The sequence below is a fragment of the Bacillus sp. S10(2024) genome, assembly GCF_050473865.1.
In the GTDB taxonomy this organism is placed as follows: Bacteria; Bacillota; Bacilli; order Bacillales; family Bacillaceae_G; genus Bacillus_A.
This window is the reverse complement of sequence record NZ_JBFLUR010000002.1, coordinates 2584955-2609787: the sequence shown is the minus strand read 5'-3', so window position 1 is coordinate 2609787 and position 24833 is coordinate 2584955. Positions and strand designations below refer to the sequence as shown.

The following is a 24833-nucleotide window of genomic DNA, read 5'->3' as shown; positions in this document are numbered from 1 at the left end:
GAGTTGGAAACATTGTCTAGGGAGAAGTATAAATTAATACGCAGTATAATGCTTAAAGATTTAAAAAGGGATTTAGTTGGTCCGGAGCATGACGAGCAAGATATAATTACTGAACCACCATCTCAAGCCTATATTACAGGTGTACTATATCCACTTGAGTCTGAGAAACCAATAGAAGAAGAATTAGATGAACAACAAGCTAGTTTTGAAGCCGACCATGCAACATATCAAGATACAGAAGAGGAAGATCGGGGGACAGATGATGATGCGATTGTACGAAATAACTCTAAGGTATTTAAACAGCAAAATTCCATGGGGATTAAATTCTACGTTAAGAATAATGTTAACGATATAGTTATTAAAGGTAGATGGGGGAAATACTCTAAATCTAAAAAATTTGACGAGAAAAAAGAAAAAGATGTACCAATTTGGATAAGGGAAACCATTACATTTAAAAAGAGAATAGATATCAACGTTATTGAGTCTCCAATTGAGGTTCTTGAAAAATCTAATGTACATTTATTTATTAAAAAGCATTTTATTAAGGATACTGATAATTTATTGATATCAGTTTTTTTAAGTAATCGCAATATAGATAAAAATAGTAATAATGCGTTGTTTCAAGTAGAACTCGAACTAAGTAATGGTGATAAAAAAGGGATTTTTCTTTGTGAAAATGAAGCACGGAAAGATAATACGAATTTTGATGAATTTCTTTATAGAAATAAACCTATTTTTGCTAGAGGGTTTGGTTGTGCTGTGAATTGGGAGAATGATAATTCTGAATACGCTAAAGTGTTAAAAACTAATTTTATTCCTACCCATGAAGTTGCTAGTATGAGCACTGAACTCCCGGAAGATAATGAATATGGAATAGTGCCAAAGGGGTATTTATCTATAAAGCAGTTTTCTGAGGAAACAAGAAAGGAAAATGTAGCTGCAAAATTAGACAATTTGGCAAATCGTTATGAATTTTGGATTGATGGGCTACCAGTGGAGGCTGTAGCTGATAAGATATCTGCTCAACAAAGTATAGAAAAATGTCGTGATGCATTATCCAGAATGAGAACTGGAATTGAACTTATTAGGACAGACTCTACAGTTTTCGAAGCTTTTAAGTTTATGAATCAAGTGATGCACACACAAATTTGTATGAAAAAATATGCTAAGAATCGTAATGAAACAACACTGGAAGATGAGTTGAACAAAGAAAGTTTTGATTGGAGACCATTTCAGTTAGCCTTTATTTTAATAAATATAAAAGGATTAACTCATCCAGAGTCAGATGAAAGAAAGATTGTGGACCTATTATGGTTTCCGACTGGTGGAGGGAAAACAGAAGCGTACTTAGGAATTGCAGCATTTTTACTGGGCTATCGAAGAATGACAATCTCAAATTGTACAGCCTACAACAAAGACGGTGGAGTTACAATACTTTTGAGATATACATTAAGATTATTAACAACTCAACAAAGAGATCGATTAATGCGAGTGATTTGTGCCTGTGAATATATTCGAGGGAAGAACAGTGACAAAAAACTTGGTAAATCTGAGTTCTCCGTAGGTTTTTGGGTTGGGGGACAAGTAACAGCAAATGAATTTAAAGATTTAAGTGAAAGGGATTACATTTCTACTAATAAGGTGAAATACGAATATGAAAAATTAAAGAAACAAGTTCTTGAATGTCCTTGTTGTGGGGAGAAAAACTTAGAATATAAATTTTTACCTAATAATGAAACAACTACAGTTAAACAGGGGCTAGAAATATATTGTACAAATAATTTATGCTTCTTTTCTAAAAGACATGTACCGGTATACCTTATTGATGAAGAAATATATCGTAGAGCACCTAGTATTATAATTGGTACTGTAGATAAATTTGCAAGATTACCTTGGGATGAAAAAACAGCTACTGTATTCGGTAAGGTAGATCGTTTGTGTGAGAAGTGTGGTTATATTGCTGAAGGAGAAGGGCATGCGGCATTTCATAGAAATCCTAAGGCAAATGTATCTAGTGTAAAACCTTTTTACCCACCAGAGCTAATTATTCAAGACGAGCTACACTTAATTACAGGTCCTTTGGGAACGATATACGGGAGCTATGAAACGGCAATAGAGGAATTGTGTTCATGTACGATAAATGGCAAAGTTATAAAGCCTAAATATGTAGCTGCAACAGCTACTATAAAAAATGCAGGGGAACAGATAAAAAGGGTTTTTGGAAGAGTGACTTTTGAGCAGTTCCCTCCACCGGGGCTTGAGGTAGAAAACTCTTTTTTTAGCAGGGAAGAGGATGTTGAAGAAGTGCCATTTCGCCTTTATGCTGGAGTTTGTGTCACAGGAAGTTCTATGAAAACGGTATTGCTACGAGTTTATGCTTCTTTATTACAGACAACCGAAACTCTTTCTGAGGATCCAGAACTTAAAGAGTATATAGATCCCTATAGAACCCTAATAGGATATTTTAATAGTATTAGGGAGTTGGGTGGAGCAGTGCGTCTATTAGAAGATGACGTTGACAAAAGAATACAGACTCTACAAAAGAAATATGGTTATTCTAAGAGGAGATACATTAATCGTAAGGAAGAGCTTACATCACGCATTCCTTCAAGTAAAATCCCTAAAGTATTAGAATTGTTGGAAAAAAAAATTAATAATAACGAGTTGGATGTAGCTTTAGCAACAAATATGATATCAGTTGGGATGGATGTTGATCGATTAGGATTAATGGTTGTTACGGGCCAACCTAAACAGACAGCAGAATATATTCAAGCTTCTAGTCGTGTAGGGAGAAGCAAACCAGGTCTTGTTGTAACTGTTTATAACCCATATCGTCCTAGGGATTTGTCACATTATCAAAACTTTAAGGGTTATCATAGTAGATTGTATCATTACGTAGAGGGGACAACAGCAACCCCGTTTGCTTCTCGAGCTAGAGATAGAGCTTTACATGCTATAGCGGTTGCTATATTAAGATTGACTGACCCTATTTTAGCTAAGAATCAAGATGCTATAAATATAAAGAATGTGAATTTACACTCCTTAAAGGAAATAATCAGAGAACGTGTATCAATCGTTGAATCTAAAAATACAGCAAAAACTATAAAAGAGTTAGATGAATTTCTAGATAAATGGATTAATATAGCTTCAATAGAAAAAATTCTTGAATATTATTTCTACGCTGATAGTAAGAAAGCTAGAACGAAGACCAACAAACGGATTCTGAGACGTTTTGGAGAGAAGGCAAAAGGAGAAGCACATGAGAAACCAACTGTAGATTCAATGAGACAGATAGAAGGAACGTCTAAGCTTTATATCTATGAAGGGTGGGAAAAATAATGAAAAATGAAGTTGGAGAAGTGAGACCAGGTCAACTAGTTACCACCTATGGCCCCGGGGCTATAATGGATTCAGTTAATGATTCTATTATGGTTCTTGATATAAATTACTGGTCAAATGCTACTGATATTATTTATGATAAAAGGCTAGCAGAATTTTTAAGAAAAGATTATTTTAAAAAAATATCAGATAAAGGGAAGTTTGATCTTCCCTCTATTCCGTTTCCTAACTACCATGTTTGCAGCAATAATAAGTGCCGTAGATTATTTGATATTCGAGAAAATTTTATCATGTCAGAATATCTAAAGAAAGGACCTACGTGTCCGGATTGTAGATATAAAGCGTATCCATCCAGATTTGTTGTTTCATGTAGTAACAATCATTTAGATGACTTTCCTTGGAGATGGTGGGCGCATGGTAAGAAACCAGTGATATGCAATGGGAAATTGTATATGACAAGTTCAGGGAATTCGTCAAGTCTAGATTCGATGGGAGTAAAATGTGAGTGTGGTGCCCCATGGCAGTCAATGAAAGGGGCAATGTCAGAAAAGGTATTTGAAGAATTAAAATGTACAGGTAATCATCCACATCGCCTTAATGAAAGAAAAAATTGTGGTGTTATGGGAATTATTCCTCTACAACGAGGAGCTTCAAATGTATACTTTCCAGCCTTAAGAAGTGCTATATCCATGCCAGATAAGGACGAAGAACTAGCCCAGTTTTTTTATTCTTATGAACAACGTATTCGAGAATATGATGAGGATTGGGGACATGAGGGGTTGGTTAAATTTTATAATCGTAACTTAGAAGATTCTCCCTTATTCCTTAGTTTAGATGATTTTGTTGAAAAATGGTATAAGTATAGGGATAGAGACAAGCAGGACATTAATAAATATGAGCAGATTAAGGAAATTGAATATGAATCATTAACAAATTTTACTGAATATACTAGAAAAGGTGATTTTGAAGCGGAAGAGGAAGAAGTGCCTACAGACTTAAAGCAGTATTTTTCAAAAATTGTTAAAGTACATCGCTTAAAAGAGATTTTAGTCTTGCTAGGTTTTATGAGAAATGAAAGTCCTGAACCAGAGGTAAGAGAACTACCTAATATTGTATGGTTAGGTGGGGATACTAAGACAAATTGGCTTCCAGCTGTCGAGGTATATGGGGAAGGTATTTTTATTGAATTTAATCAAGAGATTATTAACCAATGGCTAAAGGAGAATAGTATAGTCAGAAAACGCTCTTTAGATTATCAATCTTTATACCGTGAATGGGTTGAGAATAAAGGCTGGAGTAACCAAAATAATCGGAATGCTGTATATGTAATGTTGCATACATTCTCTCATTTGCTTATGAAACAGCTGTCGCATGAGTCTGGCTACTCATCAACAGCGATTAAAGAGCGTATCTACTGTGGCAATGAAATGGCTGGAATTCTAATTTATACAGGGAGTACAGATCAGGAAGGTTCATTGGGTGGTCTTGTAGAAATGGGGAATATTCCTAAACTAAGAAAAATAATTGTTTCTGCTTTAGAAGAGGCAATCTTTTGTTCAGGGGATCCTGACTGTGCAACACAAGAACCAAATGAGGAAAGTCAATTAAATGGGGCTGCTTGCCATGCTTGTACTATGCTTGCAGAAACTTCTTGTGAGACTGGAAACCGGTTGCTTGATCGATCACTAGTAGTTAGGGTAATGGACAGTGAGATAAAACCATTCTTTAAAGTCGAGGAGTTAGTTTAACAAGTGAATAATGTAAATTTATCCAGAATTTTAATTTTGAATGAAGAAATAAAAGATGAATTTAAACATTTATCAAACATAGAAATTGATGAATTTACAAAGATAATAAATCAACAAGATAGACGCTTATTTTCAATGAAAAATAAAATGAGAAGGATATTTCCAAATTTGAGTGATTCTGAGATAGGAGCAATGTTGCTCCTAAGTAAACTTTCTCATGATGAAAAAGAGAAAACAGGTCATGTTGAATTCGTCGCTACTTTACCGACTGAAATAAATACGAATTTTAGAAAAACAATAAGTGTTATAAGACAGATTCTTAACGAAGCAGAAGATAATATACTTTTAACTGGATATGCTGTATCTGATTTTTTTAGTGAGATTATAGAGGTTCTAGTTGCAAAAAGTAATTTAGGCATTGAGGTTAATTTTTACATTGATAATAATATTAAGACTGTAAATTTTATTAAAAATAACTTGCTAAAACATGAATCGAAAATAAAGGTATACTGTTACAAGAAGAATGATGATTTTTCGTCTTTACATGCCAAAGTTATTGCAGTAGATAGTAAGAAAGCTTTTGTTTCATCTTCTAATCTCTCTTATAATGGAATTATAAATAATATTGAAATAGGGAACTTAATTGAAGATGAAAGTGTAGGGAAGATAAACATATTGTTTAGTGAGTTAAGATCAAAAGGATATTTTGAGAAAGTTTCTATATATGGCAGGAGAGATTAAATAATGATAGTGATTGATTTATTTTCAGGAGCAGGAGGATTGAGTGAAGGCTTTCATCGAGAGGGATATAAAATTATAGCTCAAGTTGAAAAAGATAAATGGGCTTGTGAAACATTGAAAACGAGAAGTTTTTATCATTTTTTGAAAGAGAAGAATGATACAGCTCTTTACAATGAATTTCTTCTTCGCTCAGAAAATTATGGATCAATTGAAGATAATAGAGAAATTGTTTATAAAAAATATCCTGAGCTTCGTGAAAAAATTAGATATGAAATTTTAAATAAAAAATTTGGGAATCCCCAGAATGATAGCGAAGCAACGTCCTCAAGAGAAGTGATTAAACTTATTCAAGATAGTATGATATATAATAATGTGAACAAGGTAGACTTAATTATAGGAGGGCCACCTTGCCAGGCTTATTCACTTGTTGGAAGAAGCAGAATGAAGGATAGTGCTGAAAAAGACTTTCGTAATTATTTATTTTACTATTATTTGAACATTGTTAAGGAGTTCCAGCCTACGGCTTTTGTATTTGAAAATGTTCCAGGAATCTTAAATGCGAAAAAAGGTAAGGTTTTTGAGGCAATAAAAGAAGAATTTGCTAGGATTGGTTATACTATTCTATCAGGGAAATCTGAAATTGACCGTGAGAATGTAATTGATTTTGCTAATTATGGTGTCCATCAAAGTAGAAAAAGAGTTCTCTTATTTGGTTATAAAAGCTCTCTAAATTTACCTTATCCAGATTTCTCTAAATTTAAGTTTATTTGGGGAGAAGAAGGGTGTACCAGTAATGTCATAGCTGATCTACCTAGATTGCAGCCCAATGAAGGGTGCGATGGGAAGTTAATTACTTATGAGCAATTCAGTAACTTAAATTTATCAGCGTATCAGCGTTACTTGAGAAGAGATAGTTTAGGTATTATAAATCATAAAGCAAGAGCTATAAATCCTAGGGATAGAGAAATATATCGAATCGCAATTCAAAAAGCCATAATGGGTGAGCAGCTTAAATACTCTGATTTACCTGAAGAATTACAAACACATAAGAATAAGGATTCCTTCCTAGATAGATTTAAAGTGCATTTTGATAACAAAGTTCCTCACACTGTTGTTGCTCACATTGCTAAGGATGGGCATTATAATATTCATCCGGATATTGGACAGTGTCGATCTATTACTGTAAGAGAAGCAGCGCGTATTCAAGGATTCCCAGATAATTTTAAGTTTGAAGGTCCTAGAACTGCACAATATGTGCAAGTTGGGAACGCTGTACCGCCAGTAATGTCAGATGTAATTGCTAAGGCGATAGGCGAATTATTAAGAACGCATATTTAATAAATTGCTAAGGTTAGAAGAGGATAAGGTAGCGAAGTATACTATTATAAAAAAGTCTCCTTTGTTATCCAGATATGTATTGAATAGGATTTCGGTTATATATTCTTATTAAGTTGAAACCTCAACTCTTTCTAAGGAGTTGAGGCTATTTTATTTTTGGAGGGAAATCCAATAAATTACCAAATGGTGAAGGTTTTTAACTTATACACATACCATCCTGTTAATCCGTAACACATATAAATCTTCTCCTTTTAAAATTCTAACATTACATACTTGAGCATGAAAAGCAAAGCTTGCTTTACCTAAGAAGAATGTATATTTTTCTGAACCTACCACATGCTCACTTTCAGAGAAAAGGAAATTTTTGTGTGATATAATAATAGAATTAAAACAAAAACATTGGAGGAATTACAATGCCAACCTACAACAAAATAGTACGAGATTGCATACCAAAAATCATCAAAAATAACGGAAAAACACTAACAACAAGAATCCTAAATGAACAAGAATACATAGAAGAAGTATGCAAAAAAACACAGGAAGAACTAGCTGAATATAGAGAAGCAGAAACTCCAGAACATAAAGTAGAAGAATTAGCTGATTTACTGGAACTTGTAAATGCACTAGCAAAGTATGAAGGTGTGACACTTGAAGATATCGAGAAAGTGCGCAAGCAAAAAGCAGAAAAACGTGGTGGTTTCCAAGAACGAATTTTCTTAGTCGAGGTAAATGATGACTAATGTTCAGCTTATTACGAGCAATTTATTACATAAGTTAGAAAAATACATAGATGAAGCGAAAGCAATCTATATTTTAACTTCATTTGTAATGAAATCCGGTGTGAATGTTTTGGCAGAATTGATGGTGTAAACCAAAATGACACTAGTAAGATAAGTAGAGGTATAACAGAAACAGGAGAAGCGAGTGACTTACTGGTAGAAGCAATAAGTAAGATAAATGAACTAACAGAAAAGTTAAAAGATGAAGGGATATCTAAATGAAACGTAAATTACTAGCAGTAGCACTTCCAGTCATGATGTTAGGAGGTTGTGCAGTAGTAACATTAGATAAGAAGGAAGACACAAAGGTACAATCGAAAGAAAAGGTAGAAACGAAAGAAAAGGCAGAGCCTAAGAAGAAACTAGAGAAAAAGGAGTACATAAAAGAGATTTCATTCTTAGAGGACCAATTAGAGACAAAGATTGGTGAGATAACTCAAATAGCCGGTAAGACTAAGGATAAGACGAATGACATCAAAGAGTTAAACAAAGAAATGATAGAGAAAGAAAAAGAGATTCAAGAAACAATAGCTAAGTTTGATAGAATTGAGCCGCCTAAAGATTTAGAAGACGCTCATAAGACTATTTTAAAAGCAGTAGACTGTTACAGTAAAGCCTTTGCAAACATAGTTAAACTTGAAAAGACCGGTTCTCTCACAAAAAAAGCGTCAGAAGATTCGAAAGAGTTAGTATTAAAAGGTAACGACTTATTACAAGAAGGATTTAAACCAATCAAGAAGGCACAACTAGATGCAATAGAATCCGTACCCGTAGAGCCTACCGACTATGTAAAATCATTAAAAGACGGTAAGGACTTAGTAGGAGAATGGGGTACGTATCAAGGTTCTGAATTCCGCAAGGGTATAGACTTTAAGGAAGATGGAACATACATTGCATATGATGATTCAGGTAAGACTTCTTATGACGAGAATCACATGTTAGGAACGTGGTCATATAAAGCAGATACAAAACAAGTAAATCTTACGGCTAAAGAGTTTGTAAAAGACGGTAAGAAACTAGATACTACTTCAAGTGTTATGTCAGTAGACTATACAGTTACGTATTTTGAAGCTGACAAGTTAAGTATGAAAGAACCTAAAGGTACTGGGTTCAGTGTAATGAGACGTAAGTAATACATATATTATGTATGCTAATAAATATTAAAGGGGTATTCAATCATGAAAGCAAAGAAACTAGTAAGTTTAGCACTACCAATTATGTTAGTATCAGTAATCGGAACAGGGTGTTTGCAAGAAAAGATAGACGAGGATGTGACTGCTGAACTTAAAGCAGCAGACGAAAAGATTGATAAGAAGTACGAAAAGAAAAATGAAGAAGCACGAAAGTCAGAAACAGATGAGAAGGCTAAAGACCCTGCAAATGTTAAAGCAGAAAAGGAGTACAAGGTAAAACTAAACTCTTTAATGGGTGAGTACACAAGTCAGATAAATAAGTTACACCAAATCCTAGCTAACGATAAACCGGTAGCAGAGAAAAGTGGAGAGTACCACAAAGAGTCAGAGGTCTTTACAGCTATAACTGATAAGGTAATCGCTTTAGACCCTGGTGAAAAGTATAAAGAAGTTCATATCTTGATGAAAGGAGCTATGTCTGAAACGGCTCAAGGGGTACTAATGATAGACTCCGGTTTAGCCTTGAAAAGTGAAGATTTAATTCATAAAGGTGGGGAAACGCTTACCAATGCGTCTAACAAAATGTTTGAAGCAGATAAAAAGATGAAAGAAATAAAGTAAGTTTTAAGCTATAAACTAAAACTATTAGCACATCAGAGAGGATTTTCACCTATGAAACGTAGTTTAATCTGTTTGGCACTTCCTGTTATATTAATAGCAGGAGGTTGCTCAAACGAAGAGTCAAAGAAAGAAGACAAGATTGAAGTAGCTGAAACAGAATCAGTATCTTATGAGGAACAGATGCAGGCTTTTTCAAACAGCTTCTATGAAGGTTTAAAGAAGTTAGAGAAACCTGTGGAACAAGATAGTTCTTTATTTACAGTAAGAGAAGAGTATGAGAAAGCCTTAAACGAGTTAATCATACTAACACAAAAGCCTAAAACATTCCAACCGGATAGTAAGTATGAATTACAACATAAAAAGTTTGTACGGTCTATGGAGTTGTATAACGAAGCGTTCATTCACCAATTTCTACTCTTCATCTACCGTAATAAGCATATCCGTATTCCCATTCTTCTCAAGATGACACTCTCCCCAAGTACAAAGAGAATCTAGTATGGAATCTAAAGACGAACCGTAATCCGTTAAAGAATATTCTACTTTTGGTGGTACTTGGTTATATACTTTTCTTTGGATGACACTGTCTGCTTCTAGTTCACGTAATTGTTGTGTTAACATTTTTTGTGTAATACCAGGCATTAAACGTTTTAGCTCGCTCGTTCTCTTTGTGCCTTTCTTTAAATGACAAAGGATCACGACTTTCCATTTTCCACCGATAACCTCTAAAGTTGCCTCCACAGGAATATTGTATTTCTTCATATGAAAATCTCCTTTGATGAATTCTAAATAAGCTACGTAACTTAAAGGTTACTTTTAAGTACCTATAGCACTTTAAAGTACGTACTTTTTATTGCGTTGAATATGTTTCATAATAACATACGTAAGAGGTAAATGAGTAGTACGGTACCAAAAGGTTACTATGTTACTTTTTGGTACCTATATTACTTAAAAGTGCGTTCTTCATAAAAGAGATGAAATCATTCATAATAGCATTTATAAGCAATAAATATATTTTTGCAGAAGATAAAAGGGCCTTTTTATCATACTATTATGATTGGATTACTTGTATTAAGGAGGAGTTCAATTGAATTCATATACAGTATCTTCTTCAGGTGTTCAAACAAATAGAAGAAGTGTGTTTGCGTTATTAGCATTAGCAATTAGTGCGTTCGGAATTGGTACAACTGAATTTATTAGTGTCGGTTTATTACCATCTATTTCGGAAGATTTACATGTTTCTGTTACAACAGCTGGTTTAACCGTTTCGTTATATGCGTTAGGGGTAGCTTTTGGAGCGCCTGTTTTAACGTCGTTAACAGCTAGTATGTCGCGAAAGACATTATTAATGTGGATTATGTTTGTTTTTATTGTCGGTAATGGAATTGCGTCGGTCGCAACAAGTTTTACTGTATTACTTATTGCGAGGGTTGTATCTGCTTTTGCACATGGCGTTTTTATGTCGATAGGATCCACAATTGCAGCTGCACTTGTACCAGAGAATAAACGTGCTAGCGCAATTGCGTTTATGTTTACTGGTTTAACTGTTGCGACAATTACAGGAGTGCCAATTGGAACATTTATTGGTCAACAATTCGGCTGGAGAGCATCGTTTATGGCGATTGTGGTAATTGGAATCGTTGCCTTAATCGCAAACAGTATGCTAATTCCTTCTGATTTAAAAAAAGGAACGTCTGTATCATTTTGTGATCAATTTAAACTTATCACGAATGGAAGACTATTACTTGTTTTCATCATTACTGCATTAGGATATGGGGGGACATTCGTAACATTTACGTATTTATCTCCGTTATTACAAGAGGTAACAGGGTTTAAAGCAAGTACCGTTACGATCATTTTGTTAGTGTATGGAATTGCAATTGCGATTGGAAATATGGTTGGTGGGAAGCTATCAAATCATAATCCAATTCGTGCATTATTTTATATGTTTTTCATTCAAGCAATTGTCTTATTCGCACTGACATTTACAGCACCATTTCAAGTAGCAGGGCTTATTACGATTATTCTCATGGGGCTATTCGCATTTATGAATGTTCCGGGGTTACAAGTGTATGTCGTTATATTGGCTGAACGATTTGTACCGAGCGCTGTCGATGTTGCTTCAGCAATTAATATTGCAGCGTTTAACGCAGGAATTGCTCTTGGGGCTTATTTAGGTGGTATTGTAACGAACTCGTTAGGGTTAATTCATACAGCTTGGGTAGGCGGTATTATGGTAGGCGGCGCTGTTATTTTAACAGCTTGGAGTATGAAGTTAGAAAAAAGAGATCAAGTTAAATAAAGGAGAGAAAAGTATAATGAAAAATTTACAAAGTAAAACAGTATTGCATAATGGTGTAGAAATGCCTTGGTTCGGTTTAGGCGTATTTAAAGTAGAAGATGGACCAGAACTTGTAGAGGCTGTAAAGGTAGCGATTAAAGAAGGATACCGTAGTATTGATACAGCTGCAATTTATGGAAATGAAAAAGCAGTGGGGGAAGGCATCCGTGCAGGTATAAAAGAAGCTGGGATTTCGAGAGAAGATTTATTTATCACTTCAAAAGTGTGGAACGCAGATCAAGGATATGAAACAACAATCGCTGCATATGAAGAGAGCTTAAAAAAATTAGAGTTAGATTATTTAGATTTATACCTTGTTCACTGGCCTGTAGAAGGAAAATATAAAGATACGTGGAGAGCGTTAGAAACACTTTACAAAGAAGATCGCGTACGTGCAATTGGCGTAAGTAATTTTCAAATCCATCACTTGCAAGATGTAATGAAAGATGCAGAGATTAAGCCGATGATCAACCAAGTGGAATATCACCCGCGTTTAACACAAAAAGAACTACAAGCTTTCTGTAAAGAACAAGGTATTCAAATGGAAGCATGGTCACCGCTTATGCAAGGGCAATTATTAGAGAACGAAACATTACAAGAAATTGCTGATAAATATGGTAAAACAACAGCGCAAACTATTTTACGTTGGGATTTACAAAATGGAGTTATAACAATTCCAAAATCAACGAAAGAACACCGTATTATTGCAAATGCTGATGTATTTAATTTTGAATTAACAAAAGAAGATATGGAAAAAATCGATGCATTAAACGAAAATCACCGCGTTGGTCCAGATCCTGATAACTTCGATTTCTAATGAAAATGAGTAAAAAGAGTGCAATTTTTGCACTCTTTTTTGTGTAGAAAAATATGTTCTAATTACATATAGGAGTACCGCACCATCGGTATCAAGTTAAGAAACACCTTCTTATTCATGAATAATTCCTATACCTTTGCCGATCGTAATAAACGTGAAACACCATAGAAATGCGCCGATAGCAGCGGACAACATATAAGTTTTCAAACTCATTTTGCTAATTCCCGAAAGGTAACAGGTTATATGTCTGAAGCCTGGAATGAAATATCCAAAAATAAGAGAGTAGGGTCCATATTTCTCCATCCATTTTTCAACTTTTCTTATTCTCTTTTCCTTCAGACCGATCCATTTTCCATATTTCTCAATAAAAGGACGCCCTGCCTTTTTGCCGATCATGTAACTGATTAGCATACCCGACAGCGCTCCTGCAAAACTGACTAAAATGGCAAGCTCATAATTCAAGACATGAATATTCGTAAAGTAACCTACGACTGTCATCATGACTTCATCAGGAATTGGTAATCCGATAATTCCAAAAACAAGCATTAAAAAAATAGCGAGGTAACCATAGTCTGCTATAACTTGCTGTACTAATTCCATCTTTCAGACTCCAATTTCTCAGACGTATGTTTTTTAAACTTTTATGTATGTAGTGTTAAGTAACCCCTTGAACCGTTTGTAAGTGCAAGCAATACTAGACATGTAACTATCACTTAGGAAATATATGTATATGGTGTTTTATTATGTTAACATTTAAATAAAAAGGGGGACTTTAAATGAAAGATATAGAGTTATATATTCCAAAGCAATTAGAAAACTACAAAGAAGATATTTTAAAATCATTAAAGCCAACACTAAAAATGACAGGTAAAGTAGGGACTACAGAGTTATGGGAGAGTAAAATTGGTGGATACCCTTATTTGCTAATCGGTGAGGAACTCCCTAAAAACGAACAAGGAAAGACATTGCGTTTGCTGGCACAAATCAATTTTGAAGATGTGCCGCATATTGATAACATGCCGACAAAGGGCATCTTGCAATTCTTTGTAGATACTACAGATGATTTAGTTGGGGCGGATTTTGATAATCCTACGTCACAAGAAGGGTTTAGCGTCATATATCGTCAAGATGTTATAAAAGACAAGAGCAAATTGGTTACTGAGTTTAATTATGATATTGGGGAGCACGATGAGGAGTTCATTTCTCCTTTGGAAGCGAAACTTGTATTTGAAGAAGGATTACAGCCAGTTACAACTAGTGATTACCGATTCGGCAGCGAGTTTCTTGTGGGGTTTGAGGGAGAAAAAGCGGTACAAGACGGTGATCAAACGATTGAGTTATGGGACTTATACATTGATCATATGGATCATATCGGACATAGAATTGGCGGGTATCCGTTCTTTACACAGTATGACCCACGAGAAGAGGGTACCAAATACGATACGCTGCTTTTACAGATTGATACAGATGATGATTTAGGAATTATGTGGGGAGATTCAGGTGTTGCAAACTTTTTTATTAGTAAAGATGACTTAGCTCGGTTAGACTTTTCAGATGTGTTATACACTTGGGATTGTTGCTGAGTATGTTTGATGAGATCGTGTCTATTTTCAATACTCAATTTTGGTATTACTAGATAAAAAATATATTGAAAATTCAATTAGGATATGGAGTGGATCGTTTGTTTACAATAGAAAATTACACAAGTTCTTTAAAAAAGGGTCTTGAAGAACATTCCGATGATCTGATTCGAAATATAAAAGAGACCATTCAATTTAATTATTATGAGGGGATAGATTTATTAGACTTTACTGCTTTTGTTCAAGGGTTTGGAATGTCCATTGTCATGTTTTCCATGGATGGAGGAGCAAGTGAGGTCTTTTATGAAGGGAGTGATAGCAGCATTTTTTCAGGTAGTCACGATTTGATAGATGATGTAGAATATTACAAATTCCCTGATGACAAATCAGATGAATTTTGGGAGTTTTATGATCAAGATGATGGGGAATTATCTAAAATTGAAACAGAAGCCATTGTGGAATGGTTTGCGACGTGTTGGAATAAAGCTGGTGGTCCAAGCGTTAAAATGCCTGCCTACTTTAGCTTTCATGATTATGATCCATGCTTTGATTTACATAACAGTAAATGGATTACGGATGGAGACAAATGGTTCGATTAAATGATAGAACTTGATGGGGTTGCTTGTAGTATGTTCTTTACATGAAGAGGGTATAATTCTATCAATCTACTGCTATCTTTTAATTTAAGATTTCAGTTGTATTGAATGATTAACATAACTGGACCTATCAACAGTCAAAGTATGTAGAAGCATAAAAAAAGTCCCTTTATAAGGGACTTTGCTCACACAAATGATCTGTACAACAATTTATCTTTGCTATACAGATCACTTGTATGATAATGTTTTAAAAATAATTGCTGAATAATGAACTTACATAAATGATTTTAAAAGTTCTTGTACGAATGGAATGATTCCGCCTAAAAATTTTAAGATTGCCATTGCGATTGACATGTTATTTCCTCCTTTTTTGTTGGTATTAAGAAGTGCTTTGTATGTATATACCTATTATAGTAAACTCTTCCATTTTTAACAATACACTTTAATATGCAATATTGCATATTGAGGTATGATGAACGAAAAACATTTCGGCTAATTCTGTAATTTGCTCTTTATTAATTGTAGGGAACACAGTCTAGGTGTTCTAAAAGAGGATGTTCCACACGGAAATTGACTTACACAGTATTACAAGTCATGTTGAAGGTAAAGTAAAGGAATCCTACACAAAGCAGGATTCTTTTATATTTCTTTTCTAACGTATACAAAAAAAAGATGGCTGGACACCATCTTTTTTATGCAATTCTAAAATGTTTATATTCTTACCTAGGTTAAAAACAACCATAACAAAAAGAAATTGGATGACTATTAAGTCAGTTTCAAGGAATTTAACGGATGGATTAGAACGGATTGGTACTCATTCATTCATTTAGAAAGACATATGGATATCATCACTACAAGCAATTTAAAGATGTGTTTGTTTTACAAAGAAAGCGAATAATTCTATCTATAATAATTGAAATTTAAAATGCCTACTTTCCCCCTAAGTAGGCATTTATTTAAATTTGAATTAAACAGTACCCTTATTAAACTATATCCATTTAGTTTAGTAAGGATACTGTTATAAATTCCTATATATCTGCTCTAAATAAATAGAAAAATCTTTCTTTGTATGTGATGTGTTTACAAAGGTTTAGTTAGTCTAACGAAGCTTCGAGTCAAAAATCCCAATAGGAGGGAGGGATGGGGAATTGTTTTATTTACAACCTTGCTAGGAAAGTTAAAGTATCTTTATAAAACGTTTAATTTAACTAATAAAGCTAGTAAAATTTGAAGAAGGATTTGGACATTTACTGCTATATCAGTATCTGTAGTAGTTACTGAAACATTTCTAGAATTTCTAATAATAGTACGTTGTTTATTAACTTGTGAAATAGCTGATTTTTGGAAAAGCTCTTGTGCAATTTTATCAGCTTTTTCGCTATCTGCGATAGATACGCTTAAAATAGCAACAATTGCTGCTTGTAATGAAGCTTGAATTGATAGTGCCACTTTTGTATCTGTTGTAGTAACTTGAACATCAGCGGAATCAACAATCGCTATATATTCTTCGGATAATTGATAAATTTTATTTTTTTGCTTAGCTTCTTCTGAAATTGTTGGATCGTAGAATGATGGGTGATGCTTTGAAGAATCTAGTGCGTTCCACTTTTTATCTTGGTTTGGATACCAAACTCCAGTCATAAACTCTCTCCTTTTAGTCTAAAATATTATTAATTTGATTTTGTAATTCAGAAAAGATTTTTTTAATTTGTTCTTTTTTCTCTACGGGTAATTTTTTTAGAGATGAATCTGTTATACCATTTCTATTTAAAATATTTGAAAGTAATAGATCGAACATTTCGCTATTTTGTTTTCCATCAAGTGTTGAAGAAATCATTTTTTTAAAATCATCCATTCCAATATCCCTCCAAATTGGTTTTAAATTATTAGTTAGTATTATCTAACTAGAATCATTATATGAAATAGAGCAGATATGGTTTGGACGAGTATCATTTAAAAAAGTTTCTACAATATTTTTTTTAGTAAATAATAAATTACGTTGATTTTAATAACCGAACAAGATTGCTTAAATTAGTTACTTTCGCTAACTTTTGAGCAGTGATTTTACAGTTTACTCCTCCGTTATCTTTAATACATGTAACAGCCCATGTCACAGATTCTATAGTTTGTTTTCTAGCTTTTTCTTGTATTGCTTTTAATCCCTCATTAATCCACATATTTGCTTTTCAGAAAACGAAGATACTTCAATAAAGCATATGCATAACGTTCCACTATCAAATAACTATTTAAGTTAACTAAATCTAGCCAGAGACACACCTTAGGAATCTGAATTCTATTATCTGTAATTAAATAATATAATTCCTTATATTTATATGTAAGGGATTTGTGGCGTTTATGAAAGAATTTTGAAAGGTTTTTAAGCTACAATGGTCGGGATGAACTTACTAATATTGTCTTTAGCATGTTGTTAGCAAATACAAGGGGCAGTATCACATGCCCATCAAGTTGGGATTTTGAGGCTCTTTAAAACCCTAATCGAAAAAGTTTTGTATAGAAGTTCATCTTATTTTTGATTTGGGAGAGCGATGGAATTTTAACTAGATGGTAACGGAGAACACTAACAAATCGTAGGAAATATATACTGAGAAAAAAATGATTTTAATGAAAAACGTAATTAAGACTTTATTTAGGCGGTTTTTTTATAGAATACTAGGGAAAATATGAGATGAAAATCATCATGAACCTTTGTTTTTCGCAAAAAAAATTCTTAACGGTTAAAAAATCATTTTCCCACTTCCAAGCAATTTCTTAGTGTATGTTTTTTGCGACATGTTAGTGGAGAATATCCAGTAACTAACATGTGTCCCTTATTATCGGATAATGACAACATTTGAAGAACTAAAAAATATGCGCATAAAAAGAAAGAGCATATTTTGAAACATGCTCTTACACTCTTTATACAAATGATTTATTCCTCGGGATACCGTTCTTTTATAAGTTCTTCGATGTTATTACTTTTTTTGATTTCTTCTGATGATAACCAGGCTTTATATCTTGTTTCATTCTTGTTTGTTAAACATATGGTAAATTCTTTATTATGTAGTTCCTCTTTAAGGATAGTGGTCACCTTTGTTAGATCCTCGATTAAAGGAGGATCGTTTTTAAATTCCGTACTATTAATAACTAAATCCACTTCATACCCAGGGCATTCCCCATTTTTCGGATGTGAACAAGTAATACCTTTAAATACAAAGCGATCGTTTTGTACTTCTTTTAATCTGTCTACTACTTTTGTTTGGGTTTGAATTAAATATGTCCAATAACCGTCTAAAGTGTTTTTCATTGTTAGTAGCAGTTCTTCTTTCGTTATCCCTTTTTGCACATTATTGAAAGGGAGACCTATAGATTCACCATTGTGATCCTTAATTGCAAGTTCTGTTATCTTTTTATTACTCTTTTGAATGAGTTGAAATAGAGCATATAAACGATCTAATTCTGCTGATTCAAATTGACTATAATCCATCTTGTTACTCATTTTTAAAGTTAATAATAACTCATCAGTTGGTTTTTCTTCCCTGTAATCAACTATATACTGAAGAACATTTTCTTTTTCAAATTCCTCGTATCCTAACTTGTTCATTTCTTTTAAAATTGGTTTGAATTTCTTATATTCCTCATATGTATTTTTTCCGTATTGGTATTCATCACCTTGTATTGTTGAATGGAAGAATCCATTTACCTCTACTCGAAATTGCATATTTTTGTTGTTTTTTTCTTGAACGGTATGATATGTATGTCCCATATTCCCTTCATGTATAGCGCCCCAATGTGTTACAACAACATCGATGCCATGTTTTTTCTTTATATATTTTTTTACCTGATCTTCATTTTTATAATTACAACCACTCAAAAATAAGAAACATACTACTAACAACATTACATTTTTCATTCTTTTCATATAACCTCTTCCTTGTGTAACAAATTTATCATTTTCGTTCATATGTAGTTCTGCTCGTAAAAAAGGTAATGGAACAAATAGCAGTCAGCACCATATATGGCATCATCTCAATAGTAAATGAGTCCGCTATATTTGCTCCTACAAGAAATCACAATGTGCGATCCAATCATTTGTTTTTACATTTTTGGCAAAGTAAATTCCACCGCCATCAATAATTCCAAAATGTGCTTTTGGATCTTCTGTTATTTGAAAAACGAATTCATAATCGGGAGGCCATTGGATACCTGATTGCGCAAAGCTAGCATAACCGCCTAGTTTATGTATGTAACGATTTTCTTCAAAAATGTCATCGTAGTATTCTATTCCCGTCGTGTCTTCAAGTTTTAAAATTTTATCTTGAATTGTGTGAGGAAAATCATCTGTATCCCATAGAGGAAACTCATCAGTTACTAATGTTGGTATTAAAGGGAAAGCCTTTAGATTTTGAAACGTAAGTGACATGTCATTCGGTGCTAATGCCTCTAAAGAATCATATTCTCTAATACAAAAATTTCCTGATAAGTTGGATAAATCCTTATCAAAGTTTGGAGAAAGAAATACCGCTATGACTTTTATATCTTTTAATATTTCTGGAACAAAAGGGAGTTGAGTTAAATTAAGCATCATGACTGCAAACATTTTGTCTGTATAACGGTCGATTGGGTAAGTTTCATTTGGTAATGAATAGGGGATCTTTCCAATCCAACTTTCATTTATAGATAAATCGGGCTTTTTTCCACCTGTTTGAAATATAGTTGCTTTTTTTCTTAGGATATTCTTTATTTTCTCTATTTCCAACGTATTTCTCCATCCCCTCTATATTAAATAGGTTTCATTAATGACTTGGATACGTCTCTTCTAAAAAACTGACAGATTGTTCGATTAGCGCTTTTAGAACATCAATATCAATGTCTGCAACTTTATTAATGTATACACATGATTTTCCAGATTTGTATTTTCCGAAGTTTTCCAATAGTTCTTCTCGCTTAGGATCACCAGCTGCAAAATATAAACTAATTTTGGCTTTTCTAGGGGAAAAGCTTACTAATGGGGCATCTCCTTCATGGCCAGATTCATAGTTATAGTGGTATGTACCAAATCCGATAATGCTCGGTCCCCACATCTTTGCTGTGTATCCTGTTGTTTCAGTAAATATATCTAATAATTGATAGGCATTTTCTCGTTTTTTTGGACTTTCAACACTTTCAATAAACTCAATTACACTATTGTTGGTTTCTATTGTTTTGAGTTTGTACATATTAGAGACACTCCTTTTTAGACATCGGTTATAATTATAATATAGGGGTCACCATACATGTTTATCAAGTTAAGATACTATAGCGAAAAAACACCATAGAGTCTAATGGATATAAATTTTTCAAATGAGGTGAAGTGGGTATCTTTCCGTATTGTTCGAAGTAATTAGTTTTCGGGTTGGATAAAACGCGTACGTATAATATATCCTCTAGAGCTTCTTATATGGATTAAACAGTAATAGAAAACTCATACCAATAGAAATAAGGGGATTCCAACTATTAATTCATAACTTCTTTTTATTTTTCTATAAAAAACTCTCCTAATAAACAACCCATAAGAGCAGGAACACTTCCATATATTATAATCATAATAATTGCTAACCATATAGGACCCCATGCCTCTGTAGCATTAGGTTCTTGTATATAGCCTGAAATATTGATAAAAGCTGAGAAAAACATTAAACAGGTTAAATAGCTAATAATAAATGTTTTCAATGCAATCAACCTCATGCCTTTCTAATCTTATCTTTAGTAGGAATACGGCTATAGGGCTATCAAGTTAACATTTTGAAGTGCCCCCATAGCGAAAATTTTTTCTTCTCATGGGTATGTATGGGAATTTAGTTCATTCTTTTTGTTTTGGGGTGTTATAAAATTCTTAAGTTGATGGGCATGGGGATGAACCCCTATTTAACATAAGGTTCATCTTCAAAAACATTGCCATCACTTAATTCAGGCTCAGGATCACCGATATATTGCAACATTAAAGTTATAAATTCCTCTTTTGCTCACCTTAACGAAATTGGTATTATTCCTCCTCAATCATTTTCAAATCCGCCATAAATTTCAACCTTAAATTATAAGCTTTACATTATTATTTCCACAATAAAAAAAGAGCCGTCTATGTAGCTCAGTAATCTTTTGTTAAATGCTCCGTTAGTTGAATAAGGAGGGATTCAATACTATTAAGTTATGATTCTTTTCATAATAATTAAGTCAATGGTTTCTACTCCTAAAGAACCGAAACGATCCTAAAAAGAAAATTGTACGTTAAAAAGTTGGTTGTCTGTAAAGATTGTATTCTATATGATATATAAGAACGAACGTTCGTGATAAACTAAGATATGAATAGAGGGGAAATTCACATGAACAATTTTAATAATACAATCAAAAATTTAGATAATATAGTTTACAAACCTAATAACTTAATAATCACTAATCTAAAAGAAGAAAAACAAAATTTAGAATATGCAGGAGGAATATTCCAGTTAAATAACAAAACCATACGTTTTAGGGTATCAAAAATTACTCCTAATAAAATTGGACAATTTGTTTCTTTTTGGGAGAAAAATGAAAACATGCAAAATCAAGCCTTCTCTTATGACTCTTCTCCTGACTTATTAGTTATCACCTGTATTGATGATAATAAACTAGGACAATTTATTTTCCCAAAAGAGATTCTTCTAAAAGAAAGAATATTGAAAACTCCGAGTCAAAAAGGAAAGATGGCTATGAGAATTTATCCTATTTGGGATAATCCTGTTAATACTCAAGCTAGGAAGAGTCAGATGTGGCAACTTCAATATTTTATTGATTTAAGTGAGACTAATAATTTATCCATAGATAAATTATTAAATTTATATTTGTAGTTTCTTGTTTTAGTTTTGTAAGTGGCTTCAAAAAGAAGGAAACGTTGTCGAACCCCTATAAGAATTCTAAAAATGACATTTATTCAAAAAAATAGGCTCCGCACATACGGAGCCTGAATAAAGGACAAAATCAAAGTAATTAATTTTATAGCACCATAAATCCAACAGCTGTAAAAAAAGAAAAATAACATTTTATTTCTCAACTAATAAAATAAATAAATGTAATTTATTTTGGATCGGAGTCCACATTAAAAGTAAAATGGTTATTAAGTCGGAGAAAGACATCTTAGATGTGTCTTTCTTTTTTTACATATGTAAAAAAGCAGACTCAACATTATGAAGAGCCTGCTTTTTATACTTTTTATAAAAACTAGTCTTTAATAAAATAAATCTATAAGAAAACTATTCTTTCGAACAGATATTTAGAATTTACTTCACTGCATCTTTTATGTGTGTATAATCAACAATTTTATTATCTATTTCTCCAGAATCTACACGTTTTTTCGCTTTTGGACTTAACAATCGATATATATTAGGTGCAGCATATGTAGTTGCATAAAAATTTCGCTCTGCTGCCACATAGTGAGCTTCTGCAGCACCCTTACTATGCCCTGTAGCGTGAACATAAGTTGGATGATATTTTTCATTAACCATATCAACAAACTCTAAAGAACTATCAAATGATGTAGGAATGTTACTCTCAACTTCCTGTTTTGCAATATTAAATTTAACGTTTTTGCGTACTCCAAACGTGATTTGATTAACATCTGTTTCAATATCACCATCACCCTTGCCAAATTCTGTTCCGCGAAATGCAAAGATAATAGTTTTGTATTCCCTTTTGCTCTCTTCTTTCTGTTCTTGTTCTTTATATTCTTTTTCTGGTACAACAGCAATGGCTTGTAATCCGTTTTCCGCTTTTTTACAACTTGCATCTACAGATTCTACGACTCTCCATACCTTATCATCAAGACCTTTTATTTTTCCGCCCTTATGTAAAACTTTGTTATTATAAACAGTACTTGAAAGTTTAAAATAATCTTCATCTGTCGCAATGGTATTCTTTTGAAATTCACTCATATGTTTCAACTCATTTCATGGTACATTTTAACTAGAATTAAATATAAGGGGATTTCTGATGAACAAGAAAATAGTTGTCATTTTATCCATTATTTTCATTATAGCAGGGGGATATATTACGATGGAATACTTAAAACATAAAGAAAAAGAAGAGCAATTTTGGAAAGCACAAGAAGGGCGAATAGAAAAGTATATTCACTATAATGTCAAAGACGTGAAATCCATTACGTTTACAAAACGTGATGTAAATCCAATGGGGGTTCCTTCTGTGAGTGGATATATAAATGGAAATCAAGAATTATGGTTTATAGCTAGTATTAGTACTACGAAAGATTTTGAAGATGATTTTTCATCTTCTGGAGAATTATATGATAAATATACAAAAAAACCCGAAAAATCTGTATCTGAAATAGAAAAAGAAAAGAAACAAGAGTAGTCGAGAAGACTGCTCTTATTTTCTACACTACATAAAAAAACGATTAATTAGCTTGTAAGGTAAAAGGAGTTTCAATGAAAAAAGTAGCGATATTAATTGTATCTGCTGTGGTGCTCATAGCAGGAGGGTATTTTACAATGGAATACTTAAAACAAAAAGAAAAAGAGGAAAAGTTTTGGAAAGCACAAGGGGCGAGAGTTGAAAAATATATTCGTTATAATGTCAATGATGTAAAATCTATTACATTTACAGAACACGAAATTAGTCCTATGGGAATTCCTAGACTAAAAGGGTATATAAATAATGATCAACAATTAGATTTTGTAGCTCGTATTAGTACTACAGAAAATTTCGAAGATCAATTTGATCGTTCTGGAGAACTTGGAAAACTAATAAAAAAACCTGAAAAATCAGTATCTGAAATTGAAAAAAAAGAAAAGGAAAAGAAATTGGAGTAGTCAAGAAGACCAGTGTAGCTGCGTTTAGGGGTAAAGTAATATCTTATTCCGTATTGACGGGCAGTAAAGTTTACACCTCAAAATTGAGAGAGAATCCCTGCATTAGCAGAGACAATTCTCCACAAAAAAACATTTTTGTTGTTAGAGTAGAACCATCCGGTGCAATTGGTGCCGCAAAAAACATTAGTTTACAAATACAAAAAGGGAAATCGCATAGCTCTATGCGATTTCCCTTTTTTATATTATCAATTATTTAACGATTCCAATTGACTAATAAAACTATATTGAATTCTGTTTTAATTATTAAGCATAGCCCACAATTTACTTCAAATCTACAATAGAGTAGCATATCGCTATGCTACTCTAGTAAATACTAGTAACAACAAAGACAAACAAGTTATATAGGATATGAGCTATCATAGGCACTTTAAGATCTTTTGTCTTTTCATAACTCATAGCATATAAACAACCATTTACAAAGTAAGGAACGAAAAACCAATCTAAATGAACCAAAGCAAATATTCCATTAGCAAAAAGAAGGGTTCTGGTGCAAAAATCATTTAATAGAGACATAGAGCCTACACAGTCTGTTTAATTACAAGTTATGATGTAATTCCAAACAACTTATGTATGAACTTTACCTCGTTTTGTACAGACTTCGCCTGCCGGTGAAGTTGTCTTTTTTCATCATATGCATAGCTTCAACACCACTCAATATAGAGATTGCTGTTTTAAATGATTTGAATCCCAACATCGAACGAACACGTTTCTTAATAAAATGATGATCGTGTTCTACAATGTTATTTAGATAGTTTATCTGTCTTATTTGGATGCCTACAGGCATCTTTTTCTCTTTCTTTAACTCAGCAATGGCCATAGGATAGGCTGGTTTTTTGTCCACTGTGATCACGTCCTCTTTTAGGGTACTAGTATCAGTATGTCCAAGTTTAGGAGATTAATTTCAGG

24 protein-coding genes and 4 pseudogenes are annotated in these 24833 nt (G+C 33.1%); 16 read left to right on the top strand and 12 right to left on the bottom strand.

The genetic code is table 11. From position 1 onward, the window contains the following. The first annotated feature begins 12 nt into the window (after nt 1-12). The 8 genes from drmA to AB1280_RS13270 all read left to right on the top strand — a co-directional run bounded on the left by drmA (nt 13) and on the right by AB1280_RS13270 (nt 9699). The gene (gene drmA, locus AB1280_RS13305; RefSeq protein ID WP_429756113.1) at nt 13-3339 is read left to right on the top strand and encodes a DISARM system helicase DrmA; all 3327 of its coding nucleotides are present in this window, start codon (nt 13-15) and stop codon (nt 3337-3339) included. Next, nucleotides 3339-5087 carry a DrmB family protein gene (gene drmB / locus AB1280_RS13300; protein ID WP_429756112.1) on the top strand — a complete coding sequence of 583 codons (1749 nt, stop codon included), beginning with the start codon at nt 3339-3341 and terminating at the stop codon, nt 5085-5087. The genes drmA and drmB overlap by 1 nt, the downstream gene beginning before the upstream one ends. Nucleotides 5088-5090: 3 nt before the next feature. Then, complete coding sequence (locus AB1280_RS13295) at nt 5091-5828, top strand: phospholipase D-like domain-containing protein (RefSeq protein ID WP_429756111.1); 738 nt, start codon at nt 5091-5093, stop codon at nt 5826-5828. A gap of 3 nt (nt 5829-5831) precedes the next feature. Beyond that, nucleotides 5832-7166: a DNA cytosine methyltransferase gene (locus AB1280_RS13290; RefSeq protein ID WP_429756110.1), complete on the top strand. Its 1335-nt coding sequence runs from the start codon at nt 5832-5834 to the stop codon at nt 7164-7166. 413 nt (nt 7167-7579) lie between these two features. Then, nucleotides 7580-7906: a nucleoside triphosphate pyrophosphohydrolase gene (locus tag AB1280_RS13285; RefSeq protein ID WP_429756109.1), complete on the top strand. Its 327-nt coding sequence runs from the start codon at nt 7580-7582 to the stop codon at nt 7904-7906. Further along, a complete protein-coding gene (locus tag AB1280_RS13280) occupies nt 7899-8036 on the top strand; it encodes a hypothetical protein (RefSeq protein WP_429756108.1) in 138 nt (45 codons plus the stop codon). The genes AB1280_RS13285 and AB1280_RS13280 overlap by 8 nt, the downstream gene beginning before the upstream one ends. Before the next feature lie 127 nt (nt 8037-8163). After that, nucleotides 8164-9078, top strand: coding sequence for a DUF3994 domain-containing protein (locus tag AB1280_RS13275; RefSeq protein WP_429756107.1), 915 nt, complete (start codon nt 8164-8166; stop codon nt 9076-9078). Nucleotides 9079-9123: 45 nt separating this feature from the next. Then, on the top strand, nt 9124-9699 hold the full coding sequence (locus AB1280_RS13270) for a hypothetical protein (protein WP_429756106.1): 576 nt from the start codon (nt 9124-9126) through the stop codon (nt 9697-9699). 411 nt (nt 9700-10110) lie between these two features. Here the strand turns inward: AB1280_RS13270 and AB1280_RS13265 are convergent, their stop codons facing one another. Further along, nucleotides 10111-10458 carry a winged helix-turn-helix transcriptional regulator gene (locus tag AB1280_RS13265; RefSeq protein WP_429756105.1) on the bottom strand — a complete coding sequence of 116 codons (348 nt, stop codon included), beginning with the start codon at nt 10456-10458 and terminating at the stop codon, nt 10111-10113. A gap of 325 nt (nt 10459-10783) precedes the next feature. Here AB1280_RS13265 and AB1280_RS13260 point away from each other — a divergent pair, with 325 nt between their 5' ends. After that, complete coding sequence (locus AB1280_RS13260) at nt 10784-11998, top strand: MFS transporter (RefSeq protein WP_429756104.1); 1215 nt, start codon at nt 10784-10786, stop codon at nt 11996-11998. A gap of 16 nt (nt 11999-12014) precedes the next feature. Continuing rightward, nucleotides 12015-12854, top strand: a complete 840-nt coding sequence (locus tag AB1280_RS13255; RefSeq protein ID WP_429756103.1) for an aldo/keto reductase — start codon at nt 12015-12017, stop codon at nt 12852-12854. Between the two features lie 111 nt (nt 12855-12965). Here the strand turns inward: AB1280_RS13255 and AB1280_RS13250 are convergent, their stop codons facing one another. Further along, nucleotides 12966-13454, bottom strand: a complete 489-nt coding sequence (locus tag AB1280_RS13250; RefSeq protein ID WP_429756102.1) for a DedA family protein — start codon at nt 13452-13454, stop codon at nt 12966-12968. 176 nt (nt 13455-13630) lie between these two features. Here AB1280_RS13250 and AB1280_RS13245 point away from each other — a divergent pair, with 176 nt between their 5' ends. From AB1280_RS13245 to AB1280_RS13235, 3 genes and pseudogenes are all read left to right on the top strand, one after another. Further along, on the top strand, nt 13631-14437 hold the full coding sequence (locus tag AB1280_RS13245; RefSeq protein ID WP_429756101.1) for a YwqG family protein: 807 nt from the start codon (nt 13631-13633) through the stop codon (nt 14435-14437). A gap of 98 nt (nt 14438-14535) precedes the next feature. Next, a complete protein-coding gene (locus tag AB1280_RS13240) occupies nt 14536-15033 on the top strand; it encodes a hypothetical protein (RefSeq protein ID WP_429756100.1) in 498 nt (165 codons plus the stop codon). 791 nt (nt 15034-15824) lie between these two features. Continuing rightward, a pseudogene (locus tag AB1280_RS13235) lies at nt 15825-15918 on the top strand (site-specific integrase); the annotation flags it as partial. Nucleotides 15919-16218: 300 nt separating this feature from the next. On the opposite strand, the gene AB1280_RS13230 reads toward AB1280_RS13235, so the two are convergent. From AB1280_RS13230 to AB1280_RS13200, 7 genes are all read right to left on the bottom strand, one after another. Further along, complete coding sequence (locus tag AB1280_RS13230; RefSeq protein WP_429756099.1) at nt 16219-16671, bottom strand: spore coat protein; 453 nt, start codon at nt 16669-16671, stop codon at nt 16219-16221. Nucleotides 16672-16684: 13 nt separating this feature from the next. Further along, a complete protein-coding gene (locus AB1280_RS13225) occupies nt 16685-16885 on the bottom strand; it encodes a spore coat protein (RefSeq protein ID WP_429756098.1) in 201 nt (66 codons plus the stop codon). Nucleotides 16886-17024: 139 nt separating this feature from the next. Then, nucleotides 17025-17207, bottom strand: a complete 183-nt coding sequence (locus tag AB1280_RS13220; protein ID WP_429756097.1) for a hypothetical protein — start codon at nt 17205-17207, stop codon at nt 17025-17027. Between the two features lie 752 nt (nt 17208-17959). Beyond that, nucleotides 17960-18949, bottom strand: a complete 990-nt coding sequence (locus AB1280_RS13215) for a hypothetical protein (RefSeq protein ID WP_429756096.1) — start codon at nt 18947-18949, stop codon at nt 17960-17962. Between the two features lie 138 nt (nt 18950-19087). Beyond that, nucleotides 19088-19786 (bottom strand): DUF1963 domain-containing protein, encoded by a 699-nt coding sequence (locus tag AB1280_RS13210; RefSeq protein WP_429756095.1) that lies wholly within the window; start codon nt 19784-19786, stop codon nt 19088-19090. 37 nt (nt 19787-19823) lie between these two features. After that, nucleotides 19824-20246, bottom strand: coding sequence for a DUF1801 domain-containing protein (locus AB1280_RS13205; RefSeq protein ID WP_429756094.1), 423 nt, complete (start codon nt 20244-20246; stop codon nt 19824-19826). A gap of 295 nt (nt 20247-20541) precedes the next feature. Beyond that, nucleotides 20542-20739, bottom strand: coding sequence for a hypothetical protein (locus tag AB1280_RS13200; RefSeq protein ID WP_429756093.1), 198 nt, complete (start codon nt 20737-20739; stop codon nt 20542-20544). Nucleotides 20740-21389: 650 nt separating this feature from the next. Between AB1280_RS13200 and AB1280_RS13195 the strand changes: the two genes are divergently transcribed. After that, on the top strand, nt 21390-21893 hold the full coding sequence (locus AB1280_RS13195) for a MepB family protein (RefSeq protein WP_429756092.1): 504 nt from the start codon (nt 21390-21392) through the stop codon (nt 21891-21893). A gap of 435 nt (nt 21894-22328) precedes the next feature. On the opposite strand, the pseudogene AB1280_RS13190 reads toward AB1280_RS13195, so the two are convergent. Further along, nucleotides 22329-22973 (bottom strand): annotated as a pseudogene (locus AB1280_RS13190) (hypothetical protein); the annotation flags it as partial. A 58-nt stretch (nt 22974-23031) separates the two neighbouring features. On the opposite strand from AB1280_RS13190, the gene AB1280_RS13185 reads away from it, so the two are divergent. Next, nucleotides 23032-23409, top strand: coding sequence for a DUF1433 domain-containing protein (locus tag AB1280_RS13185; RefSeq protein WP_429756091.1), 378 nt, complete (start codon nt 23032-23034; stop codon nt 23407-23409). A gap of 74 nt (nt 23410-23483) precedes the next feature. Then, nucleotides 23484-23867 (top strand): DUF1433 domain-containing protein, encoded by a 384-nt coding sequence (locus tag AB1280_RS13180; RefSeq protein ID WP_429756090.1) that lies wholly within the window; start codon nt 23484-23486, stop codon nt 23865-23867. 363 nt (nt 23868-24230) lie between these two features. On the opposite strand, the pseudogene AB1280_RS13175 reads toward AB1280_RS13180, so the two are convergent. Both AB1280_RS13175 and AB1280_RS13170 read right to left on the bottom strand, forming a co-directional pair. Then, nucleotides 24231-24401, bottom strand: a pseudogene (locus tag AB1280_RS13175) (CPBP family glutamic-type intramembrane protease); the annotation flags it as partial. Nucleotides 24402-24469: 68 nt separating this feature from the next. Further along, nucleotides 24470-24786, bottom strand: a pseudogene (locus AB1280_RS13170) (DDE-type integrase/transposase/recombinase); the annotation flags it as partial. Between the last annotated feature and the right edge of the window lie 47 nt (nt 24787-24833).